At 69.8% G+C, this 18,662-nt stretch carries 16 protein-coding genes and 1 other RNA gene; 5 read left to right on the top strand and 12 right to left on the bottom strand.

What is annotated here, in order from left to right; translation table 11 throughout:
* Window positions 1-32 precede the first annotated feature (32 nt).
* From IEY82_RS17695 to IEY82_RS17675, 5 genes are all read right to left on the bottom strand, one after another.
* Window positions 33-1,469, bottom strand: a complete 1,437-nt coding sequence (locus IEY82_RS17695; protein WP_189125222.1) for an Nramp family divalent metal transporter — start codon at window positions 1,467-1,469, stop codon at window positions 33-35.
* A 66-nt stretch (window positions 1,470-1,535) separates the two neighbouring features.
* Window positions 1,536-2,312: a GNAT family N-acetyltransferase gene (locus IEY82_RS17690; protein ID WP_189125221.1), complete on the bottom strand. Its 777-nt coding sequence runs from the start codon at window positions 2,310-2,312 to the stop codon at window positions 1,536-1,538.
* Between the two features lie 10 nt (window positions 2,313-2,322).
* Complete coding sequence (locus IEY82_RS17685) at window positions 2,323-3,399, bottom strand: M20 family metallopeptidase (RefSeq protein WP_189125220.1); 1,077 nt, start codon at window positions 3,397-3,399, stop codon at window positions 2,323-2,325.
* Window positions 3,396-4,424: a dipeptidase gene (locus tag IEY82_RS17680; RefSeq protein WP_189125219.1), complete on the bottom strand. Its 1,029-nt coding sequence runs from the start codon at window positions 4,422-4,424 to the stop codon at window positions 3,396-3,398. Before IEY82_RS17680 ends, IEY82_RS17685 begins: the two co-directional genes overlap by 4 nt.
* A 75-nt stretch (window positions 4,425-4,499) precedes the next feature.
* Window positions 4,500-5,951, bottom strand: a complete 1,452-nt coding sequence (locus IEY82_RS17675; protein WP_189125218.1) for a flavin-containing monooxygenase — start codon at window positions 5,949-5,951, stop codon at window positions 4,500-4,502.
* Between the two features lie 124 nt (window positions 5,952-6,075).
* Here IEY82_RS17675 and IEY82_RS17670 point away from each other — a divergent pair, with 124 nt between their 5' ends.
* From IEY82_RS17670 to rnpB, 4 genes are all read left to right on the top strand, one after another.
* Entirely contained in the window at window positions 6,076-6,876 is an 801-nt protein-coding gene (locus IEY82_RS17670; RefSeq protein WP_189125217.1) for a Nif3-like dinuclear metal center hexameric protein, read from the top strand.
* 2 nt (window positions 6,877-6,878) lie between these two features.
* Window positions 6,879-7,619, top strand: coding sequence for a zinc ribbon domain-containing protein (locus IEY82_RS17665; protein ID WP_189125216.1), 741 nt, complete (start codon window positions 6,879-6,881; stop codon window positions 7,617-7,619).
* On the top strand, window positions 7,616-8,833 hold the full coding sequence (locus IEY82_RS17660; RefSeq protein ID WP_225263286.1) for a bifunctional RNase H/acid phosphatase: 1,218 nt from the start codon (window positions 7,616-7,618) through the stop codon (window positions 8,831-8,833). Before IEY82_RS17665 ends, IEY82_RS17660 begins: the two co-directional genes overlap by 4 nt.
* 168 nt (window positions 8,834-9,001) lie before the next feature.
* Window positions 9,002-9,392, top strand: an RNA gene (rnpB, locus tag IEY82_RS17655) — RNase P RNA component class A.
* A 54-nt stretch (window positions 9,393-9,446) separates the two neighbouring features.
* On the opposite strand, the gene IEY82_RS17650 is transcribed toward rnpB, so the two are convergent.
* From IEY82_RS17650 to IEY82_RS17640, 4 genes are read right to left on the bottom strand one after another with little or no spacing between them, the layout of a single operon-like run.
* Entirely contained in the window at window positions 9,447-10,598 is a 1,152-nt protein-coding gene (locus IEY82_RS17650) for a tyrosine-type recombinase/integrase (RefSeq protein ID WP_189125214.1), read from the bottom strand.
* Window positions 10,595-10,771 (bottom strand): helix-turn-helix transcriptional regulator, encoded by a 177-nt coding sequence (locus IEY82_RS17645; protein ID WP_189125213.1) that lies wholly within the window; start codon window positions 10,769-10,771, stop codon window positions 10,595-10,597. The genes IEY82_RS17650 and IEY82_RS17645 overlap by 4 nt, the downstream gene beginning before the upstream one ends.
* The gene (locus tag IEY82_RS39180) at window positions 10,768-11,199 is read right to left on the bottom strand and encodes a replication initiator (RefSeq protein ID WP_373291467.1); all 432 of its coding nucleotides are present in this window, start codon (window positions 11,197-11,199) and stop codon (window positions 10,768-10,770) included. The genes IEY82_RS17645 and IEY82_RS39180 overlap by 4 nt, the downstream gene beginning before the upstream one ends.
* A 59-nt stretch (window positions 11,200-11,258) precedes the next feature.
* Window positions 11,259-12,047, bottom strand: a complete 789-nt coding sequence (locus tag IEY82_RS17640; protein ID WP_189125212.1) for a GntR family transcriptional regulator — start codon at window positions 12,045-12,047, stop codon at window positions 11,259-11,261.
* Window positions 12,048-12,120: 73 nt separating this feature from the next.
* Between IEY82_RS17640 and IEY82_RS17635 the strand changes: the two genes are divergently transcribed.
* Window positions 12,121-12,567 carry an NUDIX hydrolase gene (locus IEY82_RS17635; protein WP_189125211.1) on the top strand — a complete coding sequence of 149 codons (447 nt, stop codon included), beginning with the start codon at window positions 12,121-12,123 and terminating at the stop codon, window positions 12,565-12,567.
* Here IEY82_RS17635 and IEY82_RS17630 read toward each other — a convergent pair.
* The 3 genes from IEY82_RS17630 to IEY82_RS17620 all read right to left on the bottom strand — a co-directional run bounded on the left by IEY82_RS17630 (window position 12,542) and on the right by IEY82_RS17620 (window position 18,498).
* Window positions 12,542-12,871, bottom strand: coding sequence for a hypothetical protein (locus IEY82_RS17630; RefSeq protein WP_189125210.1), 330 nt, complete (start codon window positions 12,869-12,871; stop codon window positions 12,542-12,544). The two genes, IEY82_RS17635 and IEY82_RS17630, sit on opposite strands and share 26 nt — an antisense overlap.
* Window positions 12,872-14,757: 1,886 nt before the next feature.
* Window positions 14,758-16,995, bottom strand: a complete 2,238-nt coding sequence (locus tag IEY82_RS17625) for a SulP family inorganic anion transporter (RefSeq protein WP_189125209.1) — start codon at window positions 16,993-16,995, stop codon at window positions 14,758-14,760.
* Between the two features lie 69 nt (window positions 16,996-17,064).
* The gene (locus IEY82_RS17620) at window positions 17,065-18,498 is read right to left on the bottom strand and encodes a hypothetical protein (protein WP_189125208.1); all 1,434 of its coding nucleotides are present in this window, start codon (window positions 18,496-18,498) and stop codon (window positions 17,065-17,067) included.
* Between the last annotated feature and the right edge of the window lie 164 nt (window positions 18,499-18,662).

The following is an 18,662-nucleotide window of genomic DNA, read 5'->3' as shown; positions in this document are numbered from 1 at the left end:
AGAACAGGTTCCGCGATCTGCCTGGGCCGGGCTCACTGGCCGCCGAACAGCCGCTCCGCCTGCTGGATCACGGTCAGCACGGTCAGCGAGCCGAAGAAGGCGACCGACCACACCAGCGCGCCGAGCCGGAAGGTCCGCACCCTGATGGCGCCGGGTAACGCCCGCCGGTTGAGCACGATCAGCAGGATCGAGTAGACGAACATCATCACCGCCGCGAAGCTCGCCGAGAGCACGAGCAGCAGGAGCGGCTGGTCGAAGCCGAGCAGCAGGATCGTGACGCCGGTCAGCGTCATGACCCACACCACGACGAAGTAGATCCGGTTCTCCGAGACGGCCCGGTCGCGCAGGTAGATCGTCTTGATCGTGTCGGCGGCCAGCCGGGAGCTGTAGTCGACGATGCCCATGGCCGAGGCGAACAGCGCCAGCGCCCCGATCACCCAGAACAGCACGCCGAACCAGGGCCCGACCACCGTCCGCAGCGTCTCGCCCTCGACCTGGAGGAAGCCGATGCCGTTGGCCAGCCCCGGCTTACCGAACACCGTGGAGTAGGCGAGCATCGACATCAGCGCGATCGTCACGAACGACACCAGCGCGAACGTCACCGCCTGCTCGACGTTGGCGAAGCGCCACCACTGCCGCCAGCGGGCCAGGTTCTCGGGGGTCGGCGCGAACTGGAAGCCGGTCGAGGGCGCCGCCTCCTCGTGCCCGGTGACCGGGCTGACCAGGCGCGGAATGTACAGGCCCATGCCGAAGCCCTTGTCGCGGATCCAGTTGCTCTGGCACAGGTTCTGCCCGCCGCCCGCGCCGGCGTACGCGATCGCGCCCATGAGCAGCGCGAACTCCAGCGCCGGCACCGGTAACTCGGCGCCGACGGTGAGCCCCCTGCCCAGCTCGACCCAGCTCTCGGCGGTGATGGCGAACACGATCGCGATCACCACGAGCGTGAGCACCAGGCCGATCTTCACGAAGATCACCCGCTCCAGCGCGGTGTAGATGACGGGCGCCAGGGTCAGCCCGAGGGCGATGACCACCAGCATGCCGATCGCGATCCACCGCACGCTGCCCTCGCCGCCGCCGGTGAGGTAGGTGACCATGGTGGCCGACGTCGTCACCCACCCCGGCCACAGGTTGGAGGCCAGCGCCATCAGCACGAAGACGAGCCCCCAGTGCCTCCATAACCGGCTGAAACCGGTCAGCGCGGTCTCGCCCGTGGCCAGCGTGTAGCGCTCGATCTCCATGTTGAGAAACCACTGCGTGATGATCCCGATCGCCGCGCCCCAGATGAAGACCAGGCCCACCTGGGAGGCGATGTACGGCCAGAGGATGAACTCACCCGACGCCAGTCCGACGCCGGCGCCGACCAGGCCGGGGCCGATGACGCGCCAGCGGGACCGGGGAGGCTCGGGCAGGTCGCGGACGGCGACGGCAGGCAGGACTCGTGCGGGAACGGTGGGAGTGAAGTCCGTCATGCGGATCTCCTTGTTCGGCTCGCCGTACGCGTCACATTACCGAGATCCTTGACGATGGTGAATCATTCAGTTAATCACCACATATTCACCATTCTCCGTGAATCCGGCCACCTGTGATCCCCGTACCATCAGCCCGCCGAGCACCTCCCGCAGCGCCAGCCGCCACGCCCGGCCCGCGCCGGGATCGGCCCGGCGCAGCGACTCGATGTCCGGCGGCGTCGCGACCAGCACCACCGCGCCGTCCACCCGCCCGATCACCGGCCGCCCGCCCTGCACACTCACCCCCACCGTGTACGGCTCGCGCGGCGGCTCCTCCGGCCGCTCCGTCAGCCGCCAGAGCGCGAGCAGCCGGTCGGACTCGTCGCCCTCGTTGATGGCGTCGCCCATGACGCCGTAGAAGTTCGGCAGGTACTCGACCGGCCGGGCGCCCAGCTTGGTCAGGTTGAACCGGGCGTTCCTGCGCACCAGCGGATCGAACGTCCAGCTGATCTCGGTCAGCCCCCGCTCCAGGCACCAGGCGCGCTGGTGCAGCTTGAGCGCGAGGCCGATGCCCCGCCCGATCGAGGCGCCGGTGACGTGCGAGTGGAGGGTGGTGCCGTCGGCCCGGAAGCCGACCGACGCCCCTGCGAGCGTGCCCCGCTCGAAGGCCCCGGCCACGTAGCCGCCCGCGTGGGCGAACCCCACCATCAACTCCACCGTCACCGGCGGATTGCCCGGATCGGGATGCCAGATGTCGTCGAACAGCCGGTAGACCTGCACGAACTCACCGATCTCGTGCAGCTCGCGGATCGTCACCCCGGCCTTCGCGGCCGCCTCGCCGGCGGCCTCGTGCGCGGTCCTCACGTCCGACCCTCTACCCCGCGGACCCGTGACGGACCGCTTCGACCAGCGCCCGCAGCAGCGCAGTGCGGTGGGGCAGCTCGGACACGATCACGTGCTCGTGGTCGGCGTGCGCGCCGCCCCCGACCGCGCCGAGCCCGTCGAGCGTCGGGCAGCCGGCCCCGGCGGTGAAGTTGCCGTCGGAGGCGCCGCCCACCGCGGCTGAGGTCAGCGGCGCCAGCCCCAGACCGTCGGCCAGCTCCTGGGCCAGCGCGTACAGGCCGGCCGACATGGCCTCCTCCAGCGGCGGCCGGTTGGGGCCGCCGCGCACCTCCAGCCGGGTGCCCGGCACGGCCGGCCGCAGCGCGCGCATCGCCGCGTCGACCCGCCGCTGCTCGGCCACCGAGCCGGCCCGCACGTCCACGCCCACCGCCGCCTCGGCGGGCACCGTGTTGAGCGTGGTGCCGCCGGACAGCACCGTCGGCGTCACCGTGGTGTCGCCCGACCCCAGGGTGGCCACGGCCAGGATCTGGTGGGCCAGCTCCACCCCCGCGTTGGCACCGTTCTCGGGTTCGAGCCCGGCGTGCGCGGCCTTCCCGTACACCTGGAGGGTGTAGAGAGAGGTGCCCTTGCGCGCGGTCTTGAGCGCGCCGCCGTCGGCGCTGGCCTCCATCACGAACGCCGCGAGCGCCCCGCGCGCGGCCTCCTGGATGAGCCCGGCCGAGGTGGGCGAGCCGACCTCCTCGTCGCCGGTGATCAGCACGCTGACGCCGTCGAGCGAACCGAGCCCGGCCAGCGCGTGGAACGTCTGCACGAGCCCGGCCTTCATGTCGAACACGCCGGGACCGCGCGCCACCCCGTCGCGCACCGACCACGGGTGGGTGAGCAGCGAGCCGATCGGCCACACGGTGTCGTGGTGGCCCAGCAGCAGCACCCGGGGCGTGCCGAACGTCCAGCGCAGGTGCGTCACGCCGTCGATCACGATGAACTCGGGCTGGACGCCCAGGTGGCGGGCTCCCAGGTCGGCCACGACCTTGGCACTGCGCGCCACCGCCTCCAGATCGCTGGAGAACGACTCGCAGGAGACGAGCTCCTCCAGGTCGGCGATCATGCCAGCCGCTCGCCGAGGAAGCGGCGCACGTTGGCGCCGATGATCTTCTCGACGTCCTTCTCCGGGACGCCGCGCCCGAGCAGGCCCTCGGTCACCATGGGCAGGCCCGCCGGCCCCTCCAGGCCGGGGACGGCCGACCTCGGGTCGACGCCCCTGGTGTTGACGTCCTCGCAGCAGGGCGGGGTCAGGTCCGCCACCACCTCACGGATGAAGTCGGGGCCGAGGCCGACGTGGTCGACGCCGGCCACCTCGGCGACGTGCTCGATGTGGTCGAGCAGCCGGTCGAGGGTCCTGTCCTCCTCACGCTCCGCGAGGAACGGCGCGAAGAAGTTCACGCACACCACGCCGCCCGTCGCGGCCACGCCGCGCAGTTGGTCGTCGGTGAGGTTGCGGTGGTGGTCGCGCAGCGCGCGGGCCGAGGAGTGGGTGGCCATGACCGGTTGAGTGGCCAGCTCCAGCACGTGCTCCACGCCGGACGCGCCCAGGTGGGAGATGTCGAAGACGACGCCGAGCCGCTCCATCTCGCGCAGCGCGGCCACGCCGTGCGAGGTGAGGCCGCTGCCGGTGGCGTCCTCGCCGCTGCCGTCCGCCAGCGGGGTGCGGCCCCAGTGCGCGATCGAGGCGATGCGGACGCCCAGCCGATGGACGGTCGAGATCAGCTCCACGCTCGCGTCCAGGCCCGGCATGCTCTCCAGGGCGATGACCAGCGCGATCCGGCCCGCCTCCAGCGCCTGGTCGATGTCGGACGCGTCGAGACAGATCCGCACGTGCTCGGCGTTGCCCTCGGCCAGCACGTGCGCGCACTCGATCATGCGCAGCGTCTGCCTGAGGGCCCCCTCCGGGAGGTACTGGTCGTCGATGAAGACCGGCAGCACCTGAAGATTGACCCCGCCCTCGACCAACTGGGGCAGCCAGCGCTCGCGGAAGAACGAGGCCCACTGCTCCGGCGGCCGGGCGGAGACCGCCATCAGCAGATCGTTGTGGGTGTCGGCCACGACAGCGCGCCGGTGCAGAGGAGTCGTCATGCGCTGGACGCTACCGCCCGGCGCCTGCCCGCTCCAATGGCGGAGCGCACGAAGTCCCGGCCCCCGGTTGGGCGGTCACACCGGCCGGTAGGCCCGCCGGGGCGGCAGCGCCGTCAGCCTGCGATAGAGCGGGGTAGGCCCGGGCCAGTTGTTCGTGACCCGTCCCTCGGCCGTCTTGTACCAGCTCTGGCAGCCGTTGCCCCACACCATGCGGGACATCGCCGCGTCGATCTGCCTGGTCCACGCCGCCATCGCCTCGGGCCGCACCTCCATCGGGCCCAGCGTGGAGATGTACGGCAGGCAGGCCATGATGTGGTTCACCTGACACTCGATCATGAAGATGATCGAGTTGTGCCCCAGGTTGGTGTTGGGCCCGTAGAGCAGGAACAGATTGGGGAAGTTCGGCACCGAGATGCCCAGGTAGGCCTCCGCGCCGCCGCTCCACTGCTCGGCGAGGTCACGGCCCTGACGGCCGGAGACCCTGATCGGGGCGACGAACTCGGTGGTCTTGAAGCCGGTGGCGTAGATGATGGTGTCGACCTCGTGCAGGGACTCCGTGGTCTCGATGCCCCGGGGGGTGATCCGGATCGGCTTCTCCGTCACCACGTCCACGTTCGGCCTGGTCAGCGCGGGATAGAAGGTGCTGTCGATGACCACCCGCTTGCAGCCCGGCGGGTAGTCGGGGGTCAGCTTGGCCCGCAGGGCGGGGTCCGGCACCTGGTCGCGCAGGTGCCGCAGCGCCCGCTGCTTCAGCAGCCCCACGCTCCAGCCCTGGGCGAGGGCGGGGTAGAGGGTCGCCTCGGCGTACCGGTAGATCCACTCGCGGTAGGCGCGCTGGAGGCCGGGGACGTAGTGGAAGGCGAGCCGGGTGAGCGGGCCGAACGTCGCGTCGGGCTTGGGGATGACCCAGTTCGGGGTGCGCTGGAAGACCGTCAGCTGCTCGACCTGCGGGGCGATGCGGGGGATGAACTGCGCGGCGGACGAGCCGTTGCCGATGACGGCCACCCGTCTGCCCGTGAGGTCGTGGTCGTGGTTCCAGCGGGCCGAGTGGAAGGACGTGCCCTCGAAGTCTGACATTCCGGGGAAGTCGGGTAAGTGGGGCCGATTGAGCTGGCCCACGCTCATGACCACCATGTCGAACGACTCCGTGAGAGGCTCCGCGCCGGGCGTCGGGGCCGCTGTGGTGACCTGCCACTCGGCACCGTCGAAGACGGCGCTCACCACCGCACTGTTGAAGCGGATTTTTCGCCTGACGTCGTATTTATCGGCGCAGTGCGCTAAGTAGCCGAGGATCTCCGGCTGTTCGGGGTAACGGCGGGTCCAACTGCCGTACTTCTCGAAGGAGTACGAGTAGAGGTGCGAGGGGATGTCGCACCCCGCGCCGGGATAGCTGTTGTCGCGCCAGGTGCCGCCCAGGTCGCCGGCCTTCTCGAACACCGTGTAGGAGTCGATCCCGGCCCGTTCGAGCTGGATCGCCATGCACAGCCCGCCGAATCCGGCTCCGACGATCGCGACCTTGGGTGCCATGCCGTCCTCCCAGCTGTCAGGATTCACTTACAGTACGCCGAACCATGTTCGGGCAACAGCCCCCGCTCCATGCGCCGACCACGCCTTTCCGGCCGCCGACCGATAGTCTGCGCAGGTGGTCGCTGTGACGCTGGCAGATGTGATCAAGAAGCTCGAGAGGGCCTATCCGCCCGGCCGGGCCGAGTCGTGGGACGCGGTGGGCCTGGTCTGCGGTGACCCGGCCCAGCCGGTGCGGCGGGTGCTGTTCGCCGTCGACCCCGTCTCGGTCGTCGTGGAGGAGGCCGTCGAGTGGGGCGCCGACCTGATCGTCGTCCATCACCCGCTCTACCTGCGCGGCACCACGACCGTCGCCGCCGACACCCCCAAGGGCCGGATCGTCCACACACTGATCAAGCACGACATCGCCCTCTACACCGCCCACACCAATGCCGACGTGGCCAACCCGGGCGTGTCCGACGCGCTGGCCCGCGCCGTGGGGCTGGTCGGCGACCTGGTGCCGCTCCAGCCGTTCCCCGACGACCCGTGGCGCGGCCTGGGCCGCGTCGGCGAGCTGCCCGAGGAGACCACGCTGGAGCGGTTCGCCCTGCGGGCCGCTGCCGGGCTGCCGAAGACCGCCTGGGGCATCCGCGTCGCGGGCGACCCGGCCCGCCGCGTCTTCCGGGTGGCCGTCAGCGGGGGAGCCGGCGACTCGCTGCTCGGCGCCGCCCGCGCCGCCGGGGTCGACGTGTTCCTCACCGCCGACCTTCGCCACCACCCGGCCAGCGAGTTCGCCGAGGAGGGCGGGCCCGCCCTGATCGACGCCGCCCACTGGGCCACCGAGTGGCCCTGGCTGGCCGGCGCCGCGTCCATCCTGGACACGAGTGGCGTTACCGTTGAGACACGCGTCTCCGCCGCGGTCACCGATGCTTGGACAAGAGGATATTGATCATGAAAGCCGCCCCTGAGATCCAGAAGCGACTGCTCGACCTGGCTGAGCTCGACTCCGTGATCGACCGGCTGGCCCACCGCCGCCGCACCCTGCCCGAGCACGCCGAGATCGACGAGTCGTCGAAGCGCTACGCCAAGCTCGCCACCGAGGTGATCGAGGCCGAGACCGAGGCCGGCGACCTGGCGCGCGAGCAGACCAAGGCCGAGAGCGACGTCGACGCCGTCCGCCTCCGCGCCGATCGCGACCAGAAGCGGCTCGACTCCGGCGCCGTGACCTCGCCCAAGGACCTCGCCGGCCTCCAGTCCGAGATCGTCTCCCTGAACAAGCGCCAGGGTGACCTCGAAGAGGTCGTGCTGGAGATCATGGAGCGCCGCGAGGCCGCCGACGCCAAGGTCGCCGACCTGCGCGGGCGGCGCGACGAGGTCGCCGCCGCCCGCGACACCGCCGCGGACCGCCGTGACGCCGCGCTCGCCGAGATCGACAAGGAGGCGGCCGAGGCCGAGGGCCGCCGCACCGCCGTCGCCGCCGACATCCCCGCCGACCTGCTGGGGCTCTACCAGAAGCTCAAGGACCAGTACGGCGTGGGCGCCGCGATGCTGCGCGGCGGCCGGTGCCAGGGCTGCAAGGTGGCGCTGTCCATCGCCGAGATGAACCACATCAAGTCCGCGCCCCACGACGACGTGCTCCGCTGCGAAGAATGCCGCCGCATCCTCGTCCGCACCGCGGAGTCCGGCCTGTGACGTCCTACGTCATCGAGGCCGACGGCGGCTCACGCGGCAACCCGGGCCCCGCCGGCTACGGCGCGGTCGTCAAGGACGCCACCGGCGGCCAGGTGCTGGCCGAGGCCGCCGAGGCGATCGGCGTCACGACCAACAACGTGGCCGAGTACCGCGGGCTGATCGCCGGGCTCCGTGCCGTCCTCGACGTGGGCGGCGAGGGCGCCTCCGTGGCGGTCCGGATGGACTCAAAGCTGGTCGTCGAGCAGATGGCCGGCCGCTGGAAGATCAAGAACGAGGGCCTGCGCCCGCTCGCGCTGGAGGCCGGCCAACTGGCCAGGCGGCTGCGGGTGACCGAGTGGACCTGGATCCCCCGCCACCTCAACTCCCACGCCGACCGCCTGGCCAACGAGGCCATGGACGCGGCGGCCAAGGGCCTGCACTGGAAGGCGGGCGGATCCACCGACTCCGCGACGCCTCCCGCCCTGGTGGAGCAGACCGACCTGCTCGACGTGGCGGGCGTCTCCGAGGTCTCGGCCCCGGCCGCCTCGGTGGCCACCACCCAGCAGCGCGCCAAGGCCACCGTCACCGCCAAGGGCACCGGCTGGGCGCCCCCGGCTCGGGTGGCGACGTCGCTGCTGCTGCTCAGACACGGCGAGACGCCGCTGTCGGTGGAGCGCAGGTTCTCCGGCCTGGGTGACGCCGAGCTGACGCCCAACGGCCTGGCCCAGGCGTCGGCCGCCGCCGCCAGGCTGTCCCGCGAGCCGTACGAGATCGATGTGATCGTCAGCTCTCCCCTCAGGCGCGCCGTGCAGACCGCGGAGGCGGTCGCGCACCGCACGGGCCTGCCGGTGCTGGTGGACGAAGAGCTCAGGGAGGCCGACTTCGGCGCCTGGGAGGGCCACACGTTCACCGAGGTCCAGCGCCGCTGGCCCGGCGAGCTCGCCGCGTGGTTCGCCGACCCCGACGCCGCGCCCCCCGACGGCGAGAGTTTCGGCGTCGTGGCCCGCCGGGTCCAGCGGGCCGGCGAACGGCTGCTCGACCAGTACGAAGGCAGGACCATCCTGGCGGTCTCGCACGTGACGCCCATCAAGATGCTGCTGCGGTTCGCCCTGATGGCGCCGCCGGAGGCGCTCTACCGCATGCACCTCGACCTGGCCTGCCTGTCCTTGATCGAGCATTATTCCGACGGGCAGAGCGTGGTCAAGTCCTTCAACGACACTTCCCACCTGCACTGACACCGACGCGGCGGCGCTCCGTGCCGGTCGCGCCGGATGCCGCCAGAGGCACCCGGCGCGACCGCCGTTCGCCACCGTCCCCCTCAGGCGATGACACCGCCCATTCCACCGGCTTCGTCTTGTCGCCGAGTTGGAGATCGCTTGCGATGCGATACCCTTCGGAGCGGACGAGTCGGCCGGGCGACCGCGTCGGGCCCGCAAAGGCCCGCCGAGGAAGGTCCGGGCTCCACAGGGCAGGGTGGTCGGCAACACCGACCCGGGGTGACCCGCGGGACAGTGCCACAGAAAGCAGACCGCCTTCCGCTCACGCGGGAGGTAAGGGTGAAAGGGTGGTGTAAGAGACCACCAGCGCCCACGGTGACGTGGGCGGCTCGGTAAACCCCACCCGGAGCAAGGTCAAGAAGGGACGCTCTCCGGAGCGTTCCGCGCGCGGCGCCTGAGGGCTGCCCGCCCGAGCCGCGCGGGTAGACCGCTTGAGGCCGCCGGCAACGACGGCCCTAGATGGATGGTCGCCCCTTCACACGAAGGACAGAACCCGGCCTACAGGCCGACTCGTCCCCTAATCTCTCCCTGGCCAGGACGGGAACCGGCATGCTCGAAGATCAAGGCACGCTCAGGGCACATTCAGCGCCGTCCGGAACGCCTTATCGAGCGCGTCTCTGGCCCTGGCGGAGGCTTCCGGAACCAGATGGCCGTAGAGGTCCACGGTCGTGGTGATCGACTCATGCCCCAACCACCTGGAGACCTCAGAGATCGGGACACCCTCAGCGAGAGCCGTACTGGCGAAGGAATGCCGGAGGTCATGAAAGGTCGTGTCAGGGAGCAGCCCAGCGGCTTTGATCGCGGGCTTCCAGATCTTCGCGTTGAAGTAGTCGCGGCGGATCAGGTTGTCTCGCAAGCCCGTGCGGAACAGCACGTCGGGGGGATCGTACTTGGCGATGTGTTTGGCCAGAGCAGCAGCGAGGAACGCGGGCATGGGCACCTCTCGCACCGACGCCGGACTCTTCGGCGTGCCGAGCGTGGGCCGACTCTTGATCACGACTACCTGTTGGTTCACCGTGATCATGCCCGCGTCGAAGTCGAGCCGGTCTCTGGCCAGTCCGAACGCCTCTCCCTGACGGAGACCGGAACCAGAGCCGGCCAGCACCAACGCGGCGTACTCCGGGAGCATGGCCTTGAACAGTGAGGCGACCTGGTCAGGCGTGAGGAGCCGGATCACGGTCTTGCGCGCATGAGGCAAGCGGATGTCAACACACGGCGTCTTGCGGATCAGCTCGTCACGGACGGCACCGCGCATGATGCTCGCGAAGATCGTATAAATGGTCTCGATCGTACGGGGAGCGAGCCCGTTCACCTGCAACTGTTTGACCCATGCCTGCACCGCAGTGGGACGGATGGCGCCGACACCCGCGTTGCCGAAAGTCGGGTTGATGTGGTTCTTGATGATGATCGCGTACCGCTCAGCCGTCCCTGGCTTGTGCAGGCGCGAGGCCATCCACGTCAGCGCGTAGTCGGCAAGGCGAGTGCGGCCCGAGCGAGGGTCGATCCACTCTCCCCGAGACTCGTCAGCCTTTCGTGTGGCGTCGAAACGGTCAGCGTCGGCACGCCTGGTGAAGTTCCTCTTGCGCTGCTCTCCGCCGTCCCGATACCGAACCTGCCAGCGATCCCCGACGCCATGATCCGAGGTCGGGACCTTCCGATGCTCGGAGCACGTGACCTCTTCCGGCTTCGGCCGTGACTTGCGCCAGCGATCGTAGACCGTCACGACTGCTCCAAGACCCACGCCAAGACATCACCAGGGACGTACCGCAGGTGCTTGCCGACGCGCCGACCAGGCGGACCAGTTCGCCGGGTGCGCCACTGGTAGAGCGTCCCGATTGGAATCCCGAGGAACTCCGACACGTCCTCAGGAGTCCACAGGCGTTCATCCCGTGTCATGCCGCCACCTCCTGGTCTCGGGTTGCCGGAAGATCCGTCCCGTCTGCTCTGGCCTGGTGTTCGGCCATGAGTTCGCGCCAGCGTTGGCGGTTGGCGATCTCTGCGAGGAGGCGTTGGCCGAGTGGCGGAAGGTCGGGGTCACCGGGAGGGATCGGCCGCCAGGTGTAGCGGTCGCGGTCGGTGTTCTCCGTTGCCGAAAGGCCGAGCGCTTCCAGTGCCCAGGCGCGGCGGTCGGCGCGGTGATCGGTCAGGGTCTTGTTCGACCACTTGCGGGAGACCGTGACGCGGCGGCCGGCGTAGCCGAGGTGTTCGGGCTTGTGTGCCTTGCCCCGGCATCGTCCGGGAGCCTGCCCCTGCTTGGCGTTCTTGGGCTGTACGCCGTAGCGCAGCCAGTTCGAGCAGGTCGGCGAACACGGTTCGTAGCGCAGCGCCGTAGAGGAGATTTCCTCTACCTCCTTTGTACTCCTCTAGACGAGTTTGTAAAGCCCTACCGCGCAGGAAGTTCGTACGAAAGTACGTAGGCGTCGCTCGACATCACCGTGTCGCACACCTCTACCGGCGTGCCGTCCGTCGTATAAGCCGTACGGACCAGGTGAAACACTGGCACGCCTGGAGCGAGCTTGAGCGCTCGGAGCTCATCCCGCAGCGGCATCCGCGACTTGATGTCCTCTACGAAGCGATCGAGCCGGTAGCCCTTCTCCTCGATCCGTGCGTAGATCCCGCCCGGCCCACTGTCCGGCTGCATGATCTGAGTGCCCTTGGCGATCTCTGCAGGGATGTACGAGATCGCCGTTTCCACCGGTTGTCCGTTGATCAAGTAGCGGCGAGATCGTCGAACTACTCGATCCTTGGGGCTGAGCCTCAAGCGTTCGGCTACATCCGGCGAAGGCTTCACTTCCGTGATCTCGATGGAATCCACCGACGGCTTGCCGCCTGCGCCCTCCGTCTCAGCGATGAACGCCGCCTTGCCTTGCTCTCGGTGACGACGGGCGAACCGGTCGGAAGCCAGTCGGCGCACAGGAGGATGTGAGCGGACGAAGACGCCGCGCCCATGCTCGGCTACCGTCAGGCCCTCGCTCTGAAGCACTTGGAGCGCGTTGCGGATGGTCATACGCGCGACGCCGTAGTGTTGCATGAGCCGCGCTTCTGAGGGCACCTTGTCACCTTCAGCGAGTTGACCACGCTCGATCGCCTCTCGCAGGTGATCGGCGATCTGACGGAAGACGGCCCGGTCGCTGATCGGGTCCAGGTCCGGCAAAGTCGGCGATTCGGGCACTGGCCAACTCCTCAACTCGTACATACGTGTACTACAGTCGAGATTACCGTCTACTGGTGCGGAGGACACTCCCATGACCCACCCGAACAGCCACTCTGTCAGCGTCGCGGGTGTGATCATCGATGACCAGGGCCGTGCGCTCTTGACTCAGCGCAGGGACAACGACCACTGGGAAGCGCCAGGTGGAGTGTTGGAACTGAACGAGGACATCACGACCGGACTCCTTCGGGAAGTCGAGGAAGAGACCGGCCTCCAGGTCGAGCCCGTAGCCCTGACCGGCGTCTATAAGAACATGACCCGAGGCATCGTCGCCCTGGTCTTTAGATGCAAGGTCGTTGGCGGCCACATCACCGAGACAGACGAGGCCCGCGCCTTCCGCTGGGTCACCGCCGACGAAGTTCGAGCACTCGCAACCGAAGCGTTTGCCGTCCGCGTTCTCGACGCCATGCACGACGATCACGGGCCGGCCGTACGCCAGCACGACGGCGCTCGGGTCATCGAGTCGGAGACTCCGATGTGACTCTGTTGGCGACCACCCAGAGCCATACACAGCCACCGAGGCATGCGAACTGGAAGACCAACAGAATCACAGCCAGCCACTTAGCAGAGACGAACAGATCAAAGCTGGCATTGGCGATAAGGGCCAGCGACATCAGACAGGAGCCCTTGGCGTACAGTCGTCCGCGCTTGATTCCACTCGGGCGACGCGCCCAACGCGCATCTAGCATTCGGGTGCTCAGCGCCAGCAGGCTGAAGACGCCAAGTAAGCATCCGCCGCCGAGCAGCACCCAATCCTGCACACGCATCCATGCATCCCAGCCCATGGCCCGCCTCCCGTGATCAACTGACCGCGAGATGCGAGCAGTCCGCCTAGCTGATTTTGCCGAATTGCCATTGTGTGAATCAAGCGGCGGCTGCGCCGCCGCACCCGCGCGGCCCTCCCCGCCCGCGCTGCGGCCTGGGGGCCGGTCACGGGCGGGAGCCGCGCGGGCAGGCAGGGCACAGTCGGCCAGGCTGATCACACATGACAGGGCATCACCCGAAGCCGGCACAGAAACACCAGCAGGTCAGAACATGCCTCCGGCGGGGGGCTCCGCTCCGGGGATGATCGGCGACCGCGTCCAACCCGAGGAAGTCGGTTGGCTGAGGTGAAGCCTGATCTTCCCGTCCGCCACGTCCCAGGCAGAGCCCAGCACATCAAGGCCAGGGGTCAAGGTCGTTCGTCCGGCAGGGCGCTCCACCTTGACCCCTGGCCTTGATCCGCTGCATTGCATGTGGGACGAGGCAGACGGGAAGATCGGGCCGGGGAAACGCTGGGGTCCGTGTGCAGGGCACATCCAGGGCACATCTCGCCGGAAGCCGGTATCAACCAGTGTCAACGGACGGCAGCGTTAGTGCAGCTCAGAGCCATGCTCACGTGATCCGCCGCAGGTCACGATCTTGCCGAATTAGATCCCGGCCTACAGGCCGACTCGTCCCACATCTCTCCCTGACCCGGACGAGAAGACCAAGGCACGCTCAGCGCCGTCGGAACACCTTGTCGAGCGCGATCCGGACCCGTCTTCGCAGTGATCGTCGGCTACGATGGCGGGCCATGGGTACGGACTGGGTGCCCGCAGCCCTCCGCGACGTCGCGCGGAGGGACCTCAGCGAACTCGTACGGTTGGCACGCGCACACGCGGGCCTGGCTCACGCACTCCGTCGCCCGCACCGCGCAGACTCTCCTGAAGAGCCGGAGTCGCCGGAAAAGATCGATCACGCTTGGCAACTCAGGCGGTGGCAGGACATCGACGAGCGGCTGCGGTCGCTGCTGGTCCTTGATACGGACAGCCCTCGCCGGGTCCATGTCATCGGCGCCAACCCCGTCTTCCCGCCCGAGTGGCGGCAGGCGGCCTGGACGACGCTCCTCCCCGGCGAACTGGCAGCGTGGTCGGTCAGATGGCGGCACTGGTACGCCGAGACCATCGCCGGCGGGTTCCGCCACTACCACGACCGGCTGCGGACATACGAGACGAGCCGCCTGCTCGCCGAAACACAGGCCGAGCTCCTCGTGACGGCACGGGCCACAGAGCACCGCACGAACGCCTGGACCCACAAGCCGCCTTCATCGAGGCCCGCCGTCGCGTATTCACGCTGCCGCCCCCGCCCATCGTGCCCACGCCCGGGCGGCCTCCGTACACGGCTGCTCAGCGCCAGCAGGCTGAAGACGCCTAGTAAGCATCCGCCGCCGAGCAGCGCCCAATCCAGCACCCGCATCCGCACATCCCAGCCGTTTCCAGGATTCGAGAGAACCAGCGCCTCGGGCCAGCCGACACTTTGTCGGCTGAGATGCCGATCTTCTCGTGCGACGGGCCGAAGCCGAAGTCCTGGACAAGGCGGCGCCTCCAGGGCATGGGGGAGCCTGCGCGCCGCTTCGGGGCGTGCGCGGATCATCTCGGCCAGTTGCCTGGCCGCGCGGCGGCGACCGGTAGGCCGGCGGTACCTGGGGTGCGCATCGACCTGTCCGGGACCGGTTCGGGGTCCCGGGTGACACCGAGACGAGGGGCGGAGGCGTCCAGCACCTCCGCCCCTCTCGGCCCCTGGGAGTGTGGACCGCCGCCACGCGAGGCGAAGTGGGGACCAGGGCAACCTCGCGGGCACCGACGACGCTAGCCTCGCCCTGGCACCCGGTCTGCGGACGATTACGCAGAACCGGAGGATCCGTCCGCCGTCAGATCTTCACCGCGAGCGTGGGCGGCAGCGGCGGAACCATGTGCACCCGCGCCGCGCCGATGTCGAAGTAGAGCCCCACCAACTGCAGCCGCCCGTCACGCACCTGCTCGTCGACCTTCCGGTACGTGCGGAGGTTCTCCAACTGCTGCTGTACGTTGACCCGGCAGAGCTGGTCGAGCGCCCTGGCGTCCAGCGGCTCCTCCGCGCTCTCGATGAACCTGGCCAGGCTGTGGTGCCCGTGCCGCAGCCAGCGCCGCAGCCCCGGCAGACTGCCCGCCTTGACGCCGCCGCTGAGCAGCCCGGCCATCGCTCCGCAGCCTGAGTGGCCGCACACCGTGATCGTGTGGACGCTGAGCACCTGGGTCGCGTACTCGATCGCCGCAGCCATCGAGTCGTCGTGCGGCTCGGCGCCCCGGCGTGGCACCAGATTGCCGATGTTGCGCACCGTGAACAGGTCACCCGGGCCGCTCGCGGTGATGAGACTGGGCACGACCCGAGAGTCGGCGCACGTGATGAACAGGTGCGACGGCTGCTGCTTGCGGGCCAGCTCGGTGAAGATGGGGCGCACCAGCGGAGCCGTACGCCGGTGGAACTCCCGGGCGCCGGCCGTCAGCTGGCACTCGACGCTGGCGGGGCGGCCGTGAGGGGGCGGGGACACGCCGTGAGTGGGCGGGGACGCATGGCGGGCGGGACGGTGGTTGCGGTGGGCCCAGGGCAGCCATGACCGGTCGGGCGCCTTGGGCAGGCTCTTGGCGGGGTAGGTGCGGGCGCCGCTGGCCGCCAGCGCGTACCACTCGTCGTGTACCTCGTCGATGTCGACCGTGCCGCCGAGCCGCTCATGGCCGAGCCGCCAGGAGTGGATGGCCTCGAACGCGGCGTTGTCCATGAAGTCGATGTTCAGGTCGAGGTCGACGGCCGCGCCCTCGGGGATGGCCCGCAGCTCGTGGGTGAGCCGGGGCACGCCGAGGAAGGTGAGCGACCCGCAGATCGTCGCGTGCCAGCGCCCGTCCGGCATCTCGTGGATCTTGACCGTGACCCAGGTCAGCCGCCGGAGCGCGAGCAGCGCGGCCAGCGCCAGCCCGGCCAGCACGCCCTCGGCCAGCCCCAGCAGGATCACCGCCGCCATCGTCGCCACGTAGACCGGGACCTCGCCGTGACCGTGCACCTTGCGGACGTGGCCCAGGTTGACCATCTGCACGCCGATGAAGACCAGCAGCGCCGCCAGCGCCTCGACGGGGATCAGTTTGATCGTCCAGCCGAAGCCGAGCGCGAACACCAGCACCCAGGTGCCGTGCAGGATCGTCGACCACCGGCTGCGTGCCCCCGCCTGCACGTTGGCGGTGCTGCGCACGATCACGCCGGCCAGCGGCAACCCGCCCAGCGCCCCGCTCACCATGTTGGCCACGCCCTGCCCGGTGAGCTCCTGGTCGAGGTCGGCGCGCGGGCCGGTGTGCATGCCGTCGACCGCGACCGAGCAGAGCAGCGACTCGACCCCGGCGAGCAGCGCGACCAGCAGCACGGCCGCCACGACGTGTTCCCAGTCGCCCTGCGGCACCACGGGGAACTGCCAGTCGCCGAGGGTGCCCGACAGGTCGATGCGGGTGACGTCCCACTGGAAGACGTAGGCGGTGACAGCGGCCACGAGCAGCGCCGCGAGCGGCGCGGGCACCACCTTGACCCGTTTGGGGAGCCGGGTCCACAACGCCAGCACCGCGATCGTGAGCAGGCCCACCGCGACCGTGTGACCGTGCATCTCGGCCAGCTGCGCGGGCAGCTCCATGATGTTGGCCAGCGCCGAACGCTGCGAGCTGCCGCCCAGTACGACGTGCAGCTGGGAGAGCGCGATGACCACGCCCACGCCCGCCAGCATGCCGTGGACCACGGCGGGGGAGACGGCCAGCGCCGCTCTCGCGGCCCTGAACACGCCCAGCACGAGTTGTACGGCCCCGGCCAGGAGCGTGATCATGCAGGTGGCCCGCCAGCCGTACGTCTGGACGAGATCCGCCACCACCAGGGACAGACCCGCCGCGGGCCCGCTCACCTGTACGGCTGAGCCGCCGAGCGCGCCGGCGACGATGCCACCCACCACCGCGGCGATCAGCCCGGCGGCGAGGGGTGCGCCCGACGCCATCGAGATGCCCAGTGACAGGGGCACCGCGATCAGGAAGACCACCAGCGAGGCGGGTACGTCGTACCTGAGCGTGCTCAGCACGCGACTCTGTGTGACGCCGACCATGCGCCAAACACTAACGCCCGACGGGCCGACCCTTAAGAGGTCATCGCGCGGGTTTTACGCAATCAAGGGTCAGCGGTAGTAGTCGGGGAAATCTTGCTCGGGTGTCCGCTGGCCGTTGCCGTGCCGGGCGGCGTGGCCCGCCTCGGTCGTCGCGCCGTACATCTCGTTGTGGTTGGGCCAGCCGGCGTTGGCCGGAGATCCCTCCGGCCAGGCGGCCTGGGAGGTGGTGAAGTCGCCCGTCTCGTACGCGATGGACTGGGCGGGCGGCGGTGCCGACAGCACGTCGTCATAGGCCGAGACCGTCCTGGCGGGCCGGGTCGGGGTGCCGGTGGCGGGGGAGGGCCCGGTGACCGCCTCGGAGTCGTCGGCCACGGCCCAGCCGGACCGCACCTCGTAGGACGACGGGTAGGGGGCGGCGGCGGGCTGCTGGGGCTCGAAGGCGGGCCAGGAGCCGCTGGGGCCGGGGGTGGGGTCGTCGAGGATGTCGGGCGAGGCGGTCGCCGACCAGGAGCCCGAGGTGGTCGAGGCGGGCGGGGCCGGCCAGGCGGGGCCGGCGCTGAGCTGGTCGCCCGCGCCGTTGTAGGCGGGGAACGGGTCACTGGTCGGCGCGCCGTGGATGGGGGCCGCGGGCGTGACCGGGAACGAGCCGGTGTTGGCGGGGGAGAACATGCCGCCGGCCGGTGTGGACAGCGAGCCGCTGCCGCCGGCCGCCGGGAACGACCCGCTGGAGGCGCCGTTCCCCGTGGCGGGGAACGAACCGCTCGGCGTGGACGGCGACCCGGCGGACGCGTGGGAGACGGAGTGCGGGGCGGGCACGGGCTTGGCGCCCGCGCCCAGGATGCTCATCACGTCGGCCGGGGGCGCGGAGAACGTCACCGTGCGCTGGTCGGCCAGCTCGGAGGCCGCGACGGCGGGCCGCTGCACGGGCTCCACCAGGTCGGCCAGCCCGGCCGAGGCGGCCGCGGGGACGGGCCGCTGGGGGAGGGGCGCCTGGACGGTCGCCGCGTGCGGGTCGACCGCCGCGGCGGCGGCCTGCCGCCGGGCGGGCCGCTCACGCTCGGCGGGACGTGGGTGCTCGGAGGCCGGCTGCTCACGCTCGACGGGACGTGAGGCGCCCTTGCGTGCCGCGACCGTGCCCCCGGCGCCGAAGCCGCCCTCGGTCGCGTCGCTGCGGATGTTGGCCCAGAACTCCTCGTCCTCGTCGTCGGAGCTCGGGTTGCCCCACTCGTCGACGCCACGCTTGCCCCGCTGACCGGTGCGGACCGGTTTGGGCTTGGGTTCGTCGATGGGGCTGAAGTCGGGGCTGAAGTTATTCATTCGTGGTTCGTGAGCGGCGAACTCGTCAGTCGACCGAGCATGAGTCATCTCCTCCTTCTCGGCCATCTGCTTCAGCCGCTCCGGCGGGAGCGAACTCTCCCGTCGGTTCATCGAACGCATGCCCAGTGCCACGACGACGAGCACGAGGAGCACGACAGCGACCAAGCTGATGACGACCGCGATCATTGCACCACCCTCAAAGCCATGGCCTCCCTGTGGCACCGGTGAGATCGCGCGGCCATCGACGCGATCTGCCCCCTTTGATCACCAGTACCTAACAATTGGATCTGATTCTGTCGGACCACTACGAGTGTTGTCACACCCTAAGCGAAGAATTGGTAACGATTACT

It is taken from the genome of Nonomuraea cavernae, from assembly GCF_014646355.1.
Classification (GTDB): Bacteria; Actinomycetota; Actinomycetes; order Streptosporangiales; family Streptosporangiaceae; genus Nonomuraea; species Nonomuraea cavernae.
Note: the sequence above shows the minus strand (reverse complement) of the source record. Positions and strands in the feature narration are given on the sequence as shown.

Coding starts and splice junctions, on each gene's coding strand:
- IEY82_RS17695 (WP_189125222.1), bottom strand. CDS start 1,469: ATGACGGACTTCACTCCCACCGTTCCCGCACGAGTCCTGCCTGCCGTC.
- IEY82_RS17685 (WP_189125220.1), bottom strand. CDS start 3,399: ATGATCGCCGACCTGGAGGAGCTCGTCTCCTGCGAGTCGTTCTCCAGC.
- IEY82_RS17680 (WP_189125219.1), bottom strand. CDS start 4,424: ATGACGACTCCTCTGCACCGGCGCGCTGTCGTGGCCGACACCCACAAC.
- IEY82_RS17675 (WP_189125218.1), bottom strand. CDS start 5,951: ATGGCACCCAAGGTCGCGATCGTCGGAGCCGGATTCGGCGGGCTGTGC.
- IEY82_RS17665 (WP_189125216.1), top strand. CDS start 6,879: ATGAAAGCCGCCCCTGAGATCCAGAAGCGACTGCTCGACCTGGCTGAG.
- IEY82_RS17645 (WP_189125213.1), bottom strand. CDS start 10,771: ATGACACGGGATGAACGCCTGTGGACTCCTGAGGACGTGTCGGAGTTC.
- IEY82_RS17635 (WP_189125211.1), top strand. CDS start 12,121: ATGACCCACCCGAACAGCCACTCTGTCAGCGTCGCGGGTGTGATCATC.
- IEY82_RS17630 (WP_189125210.1), bottom strand. CDS start 12,871: ATGGGCTGGGATGCATGGATGCGTGTGCAGGATTGGGTGCTGCTCGGC.
- IEY82_RS17625 (WP_189125209.1), bottom strand. CDS start 16,995: ATGGTCGGCGTCACACAGAGTCGCGTGCTGAGCACGCTCAGGTACGAC.
- IEY82_RS17620 (WP_189125208.1), bottom strand. CDS start 18,498: ATGATCGCGGTCGTCATCAGCTTGGTCGCTGTCGTGCTCCTCGTGCTC.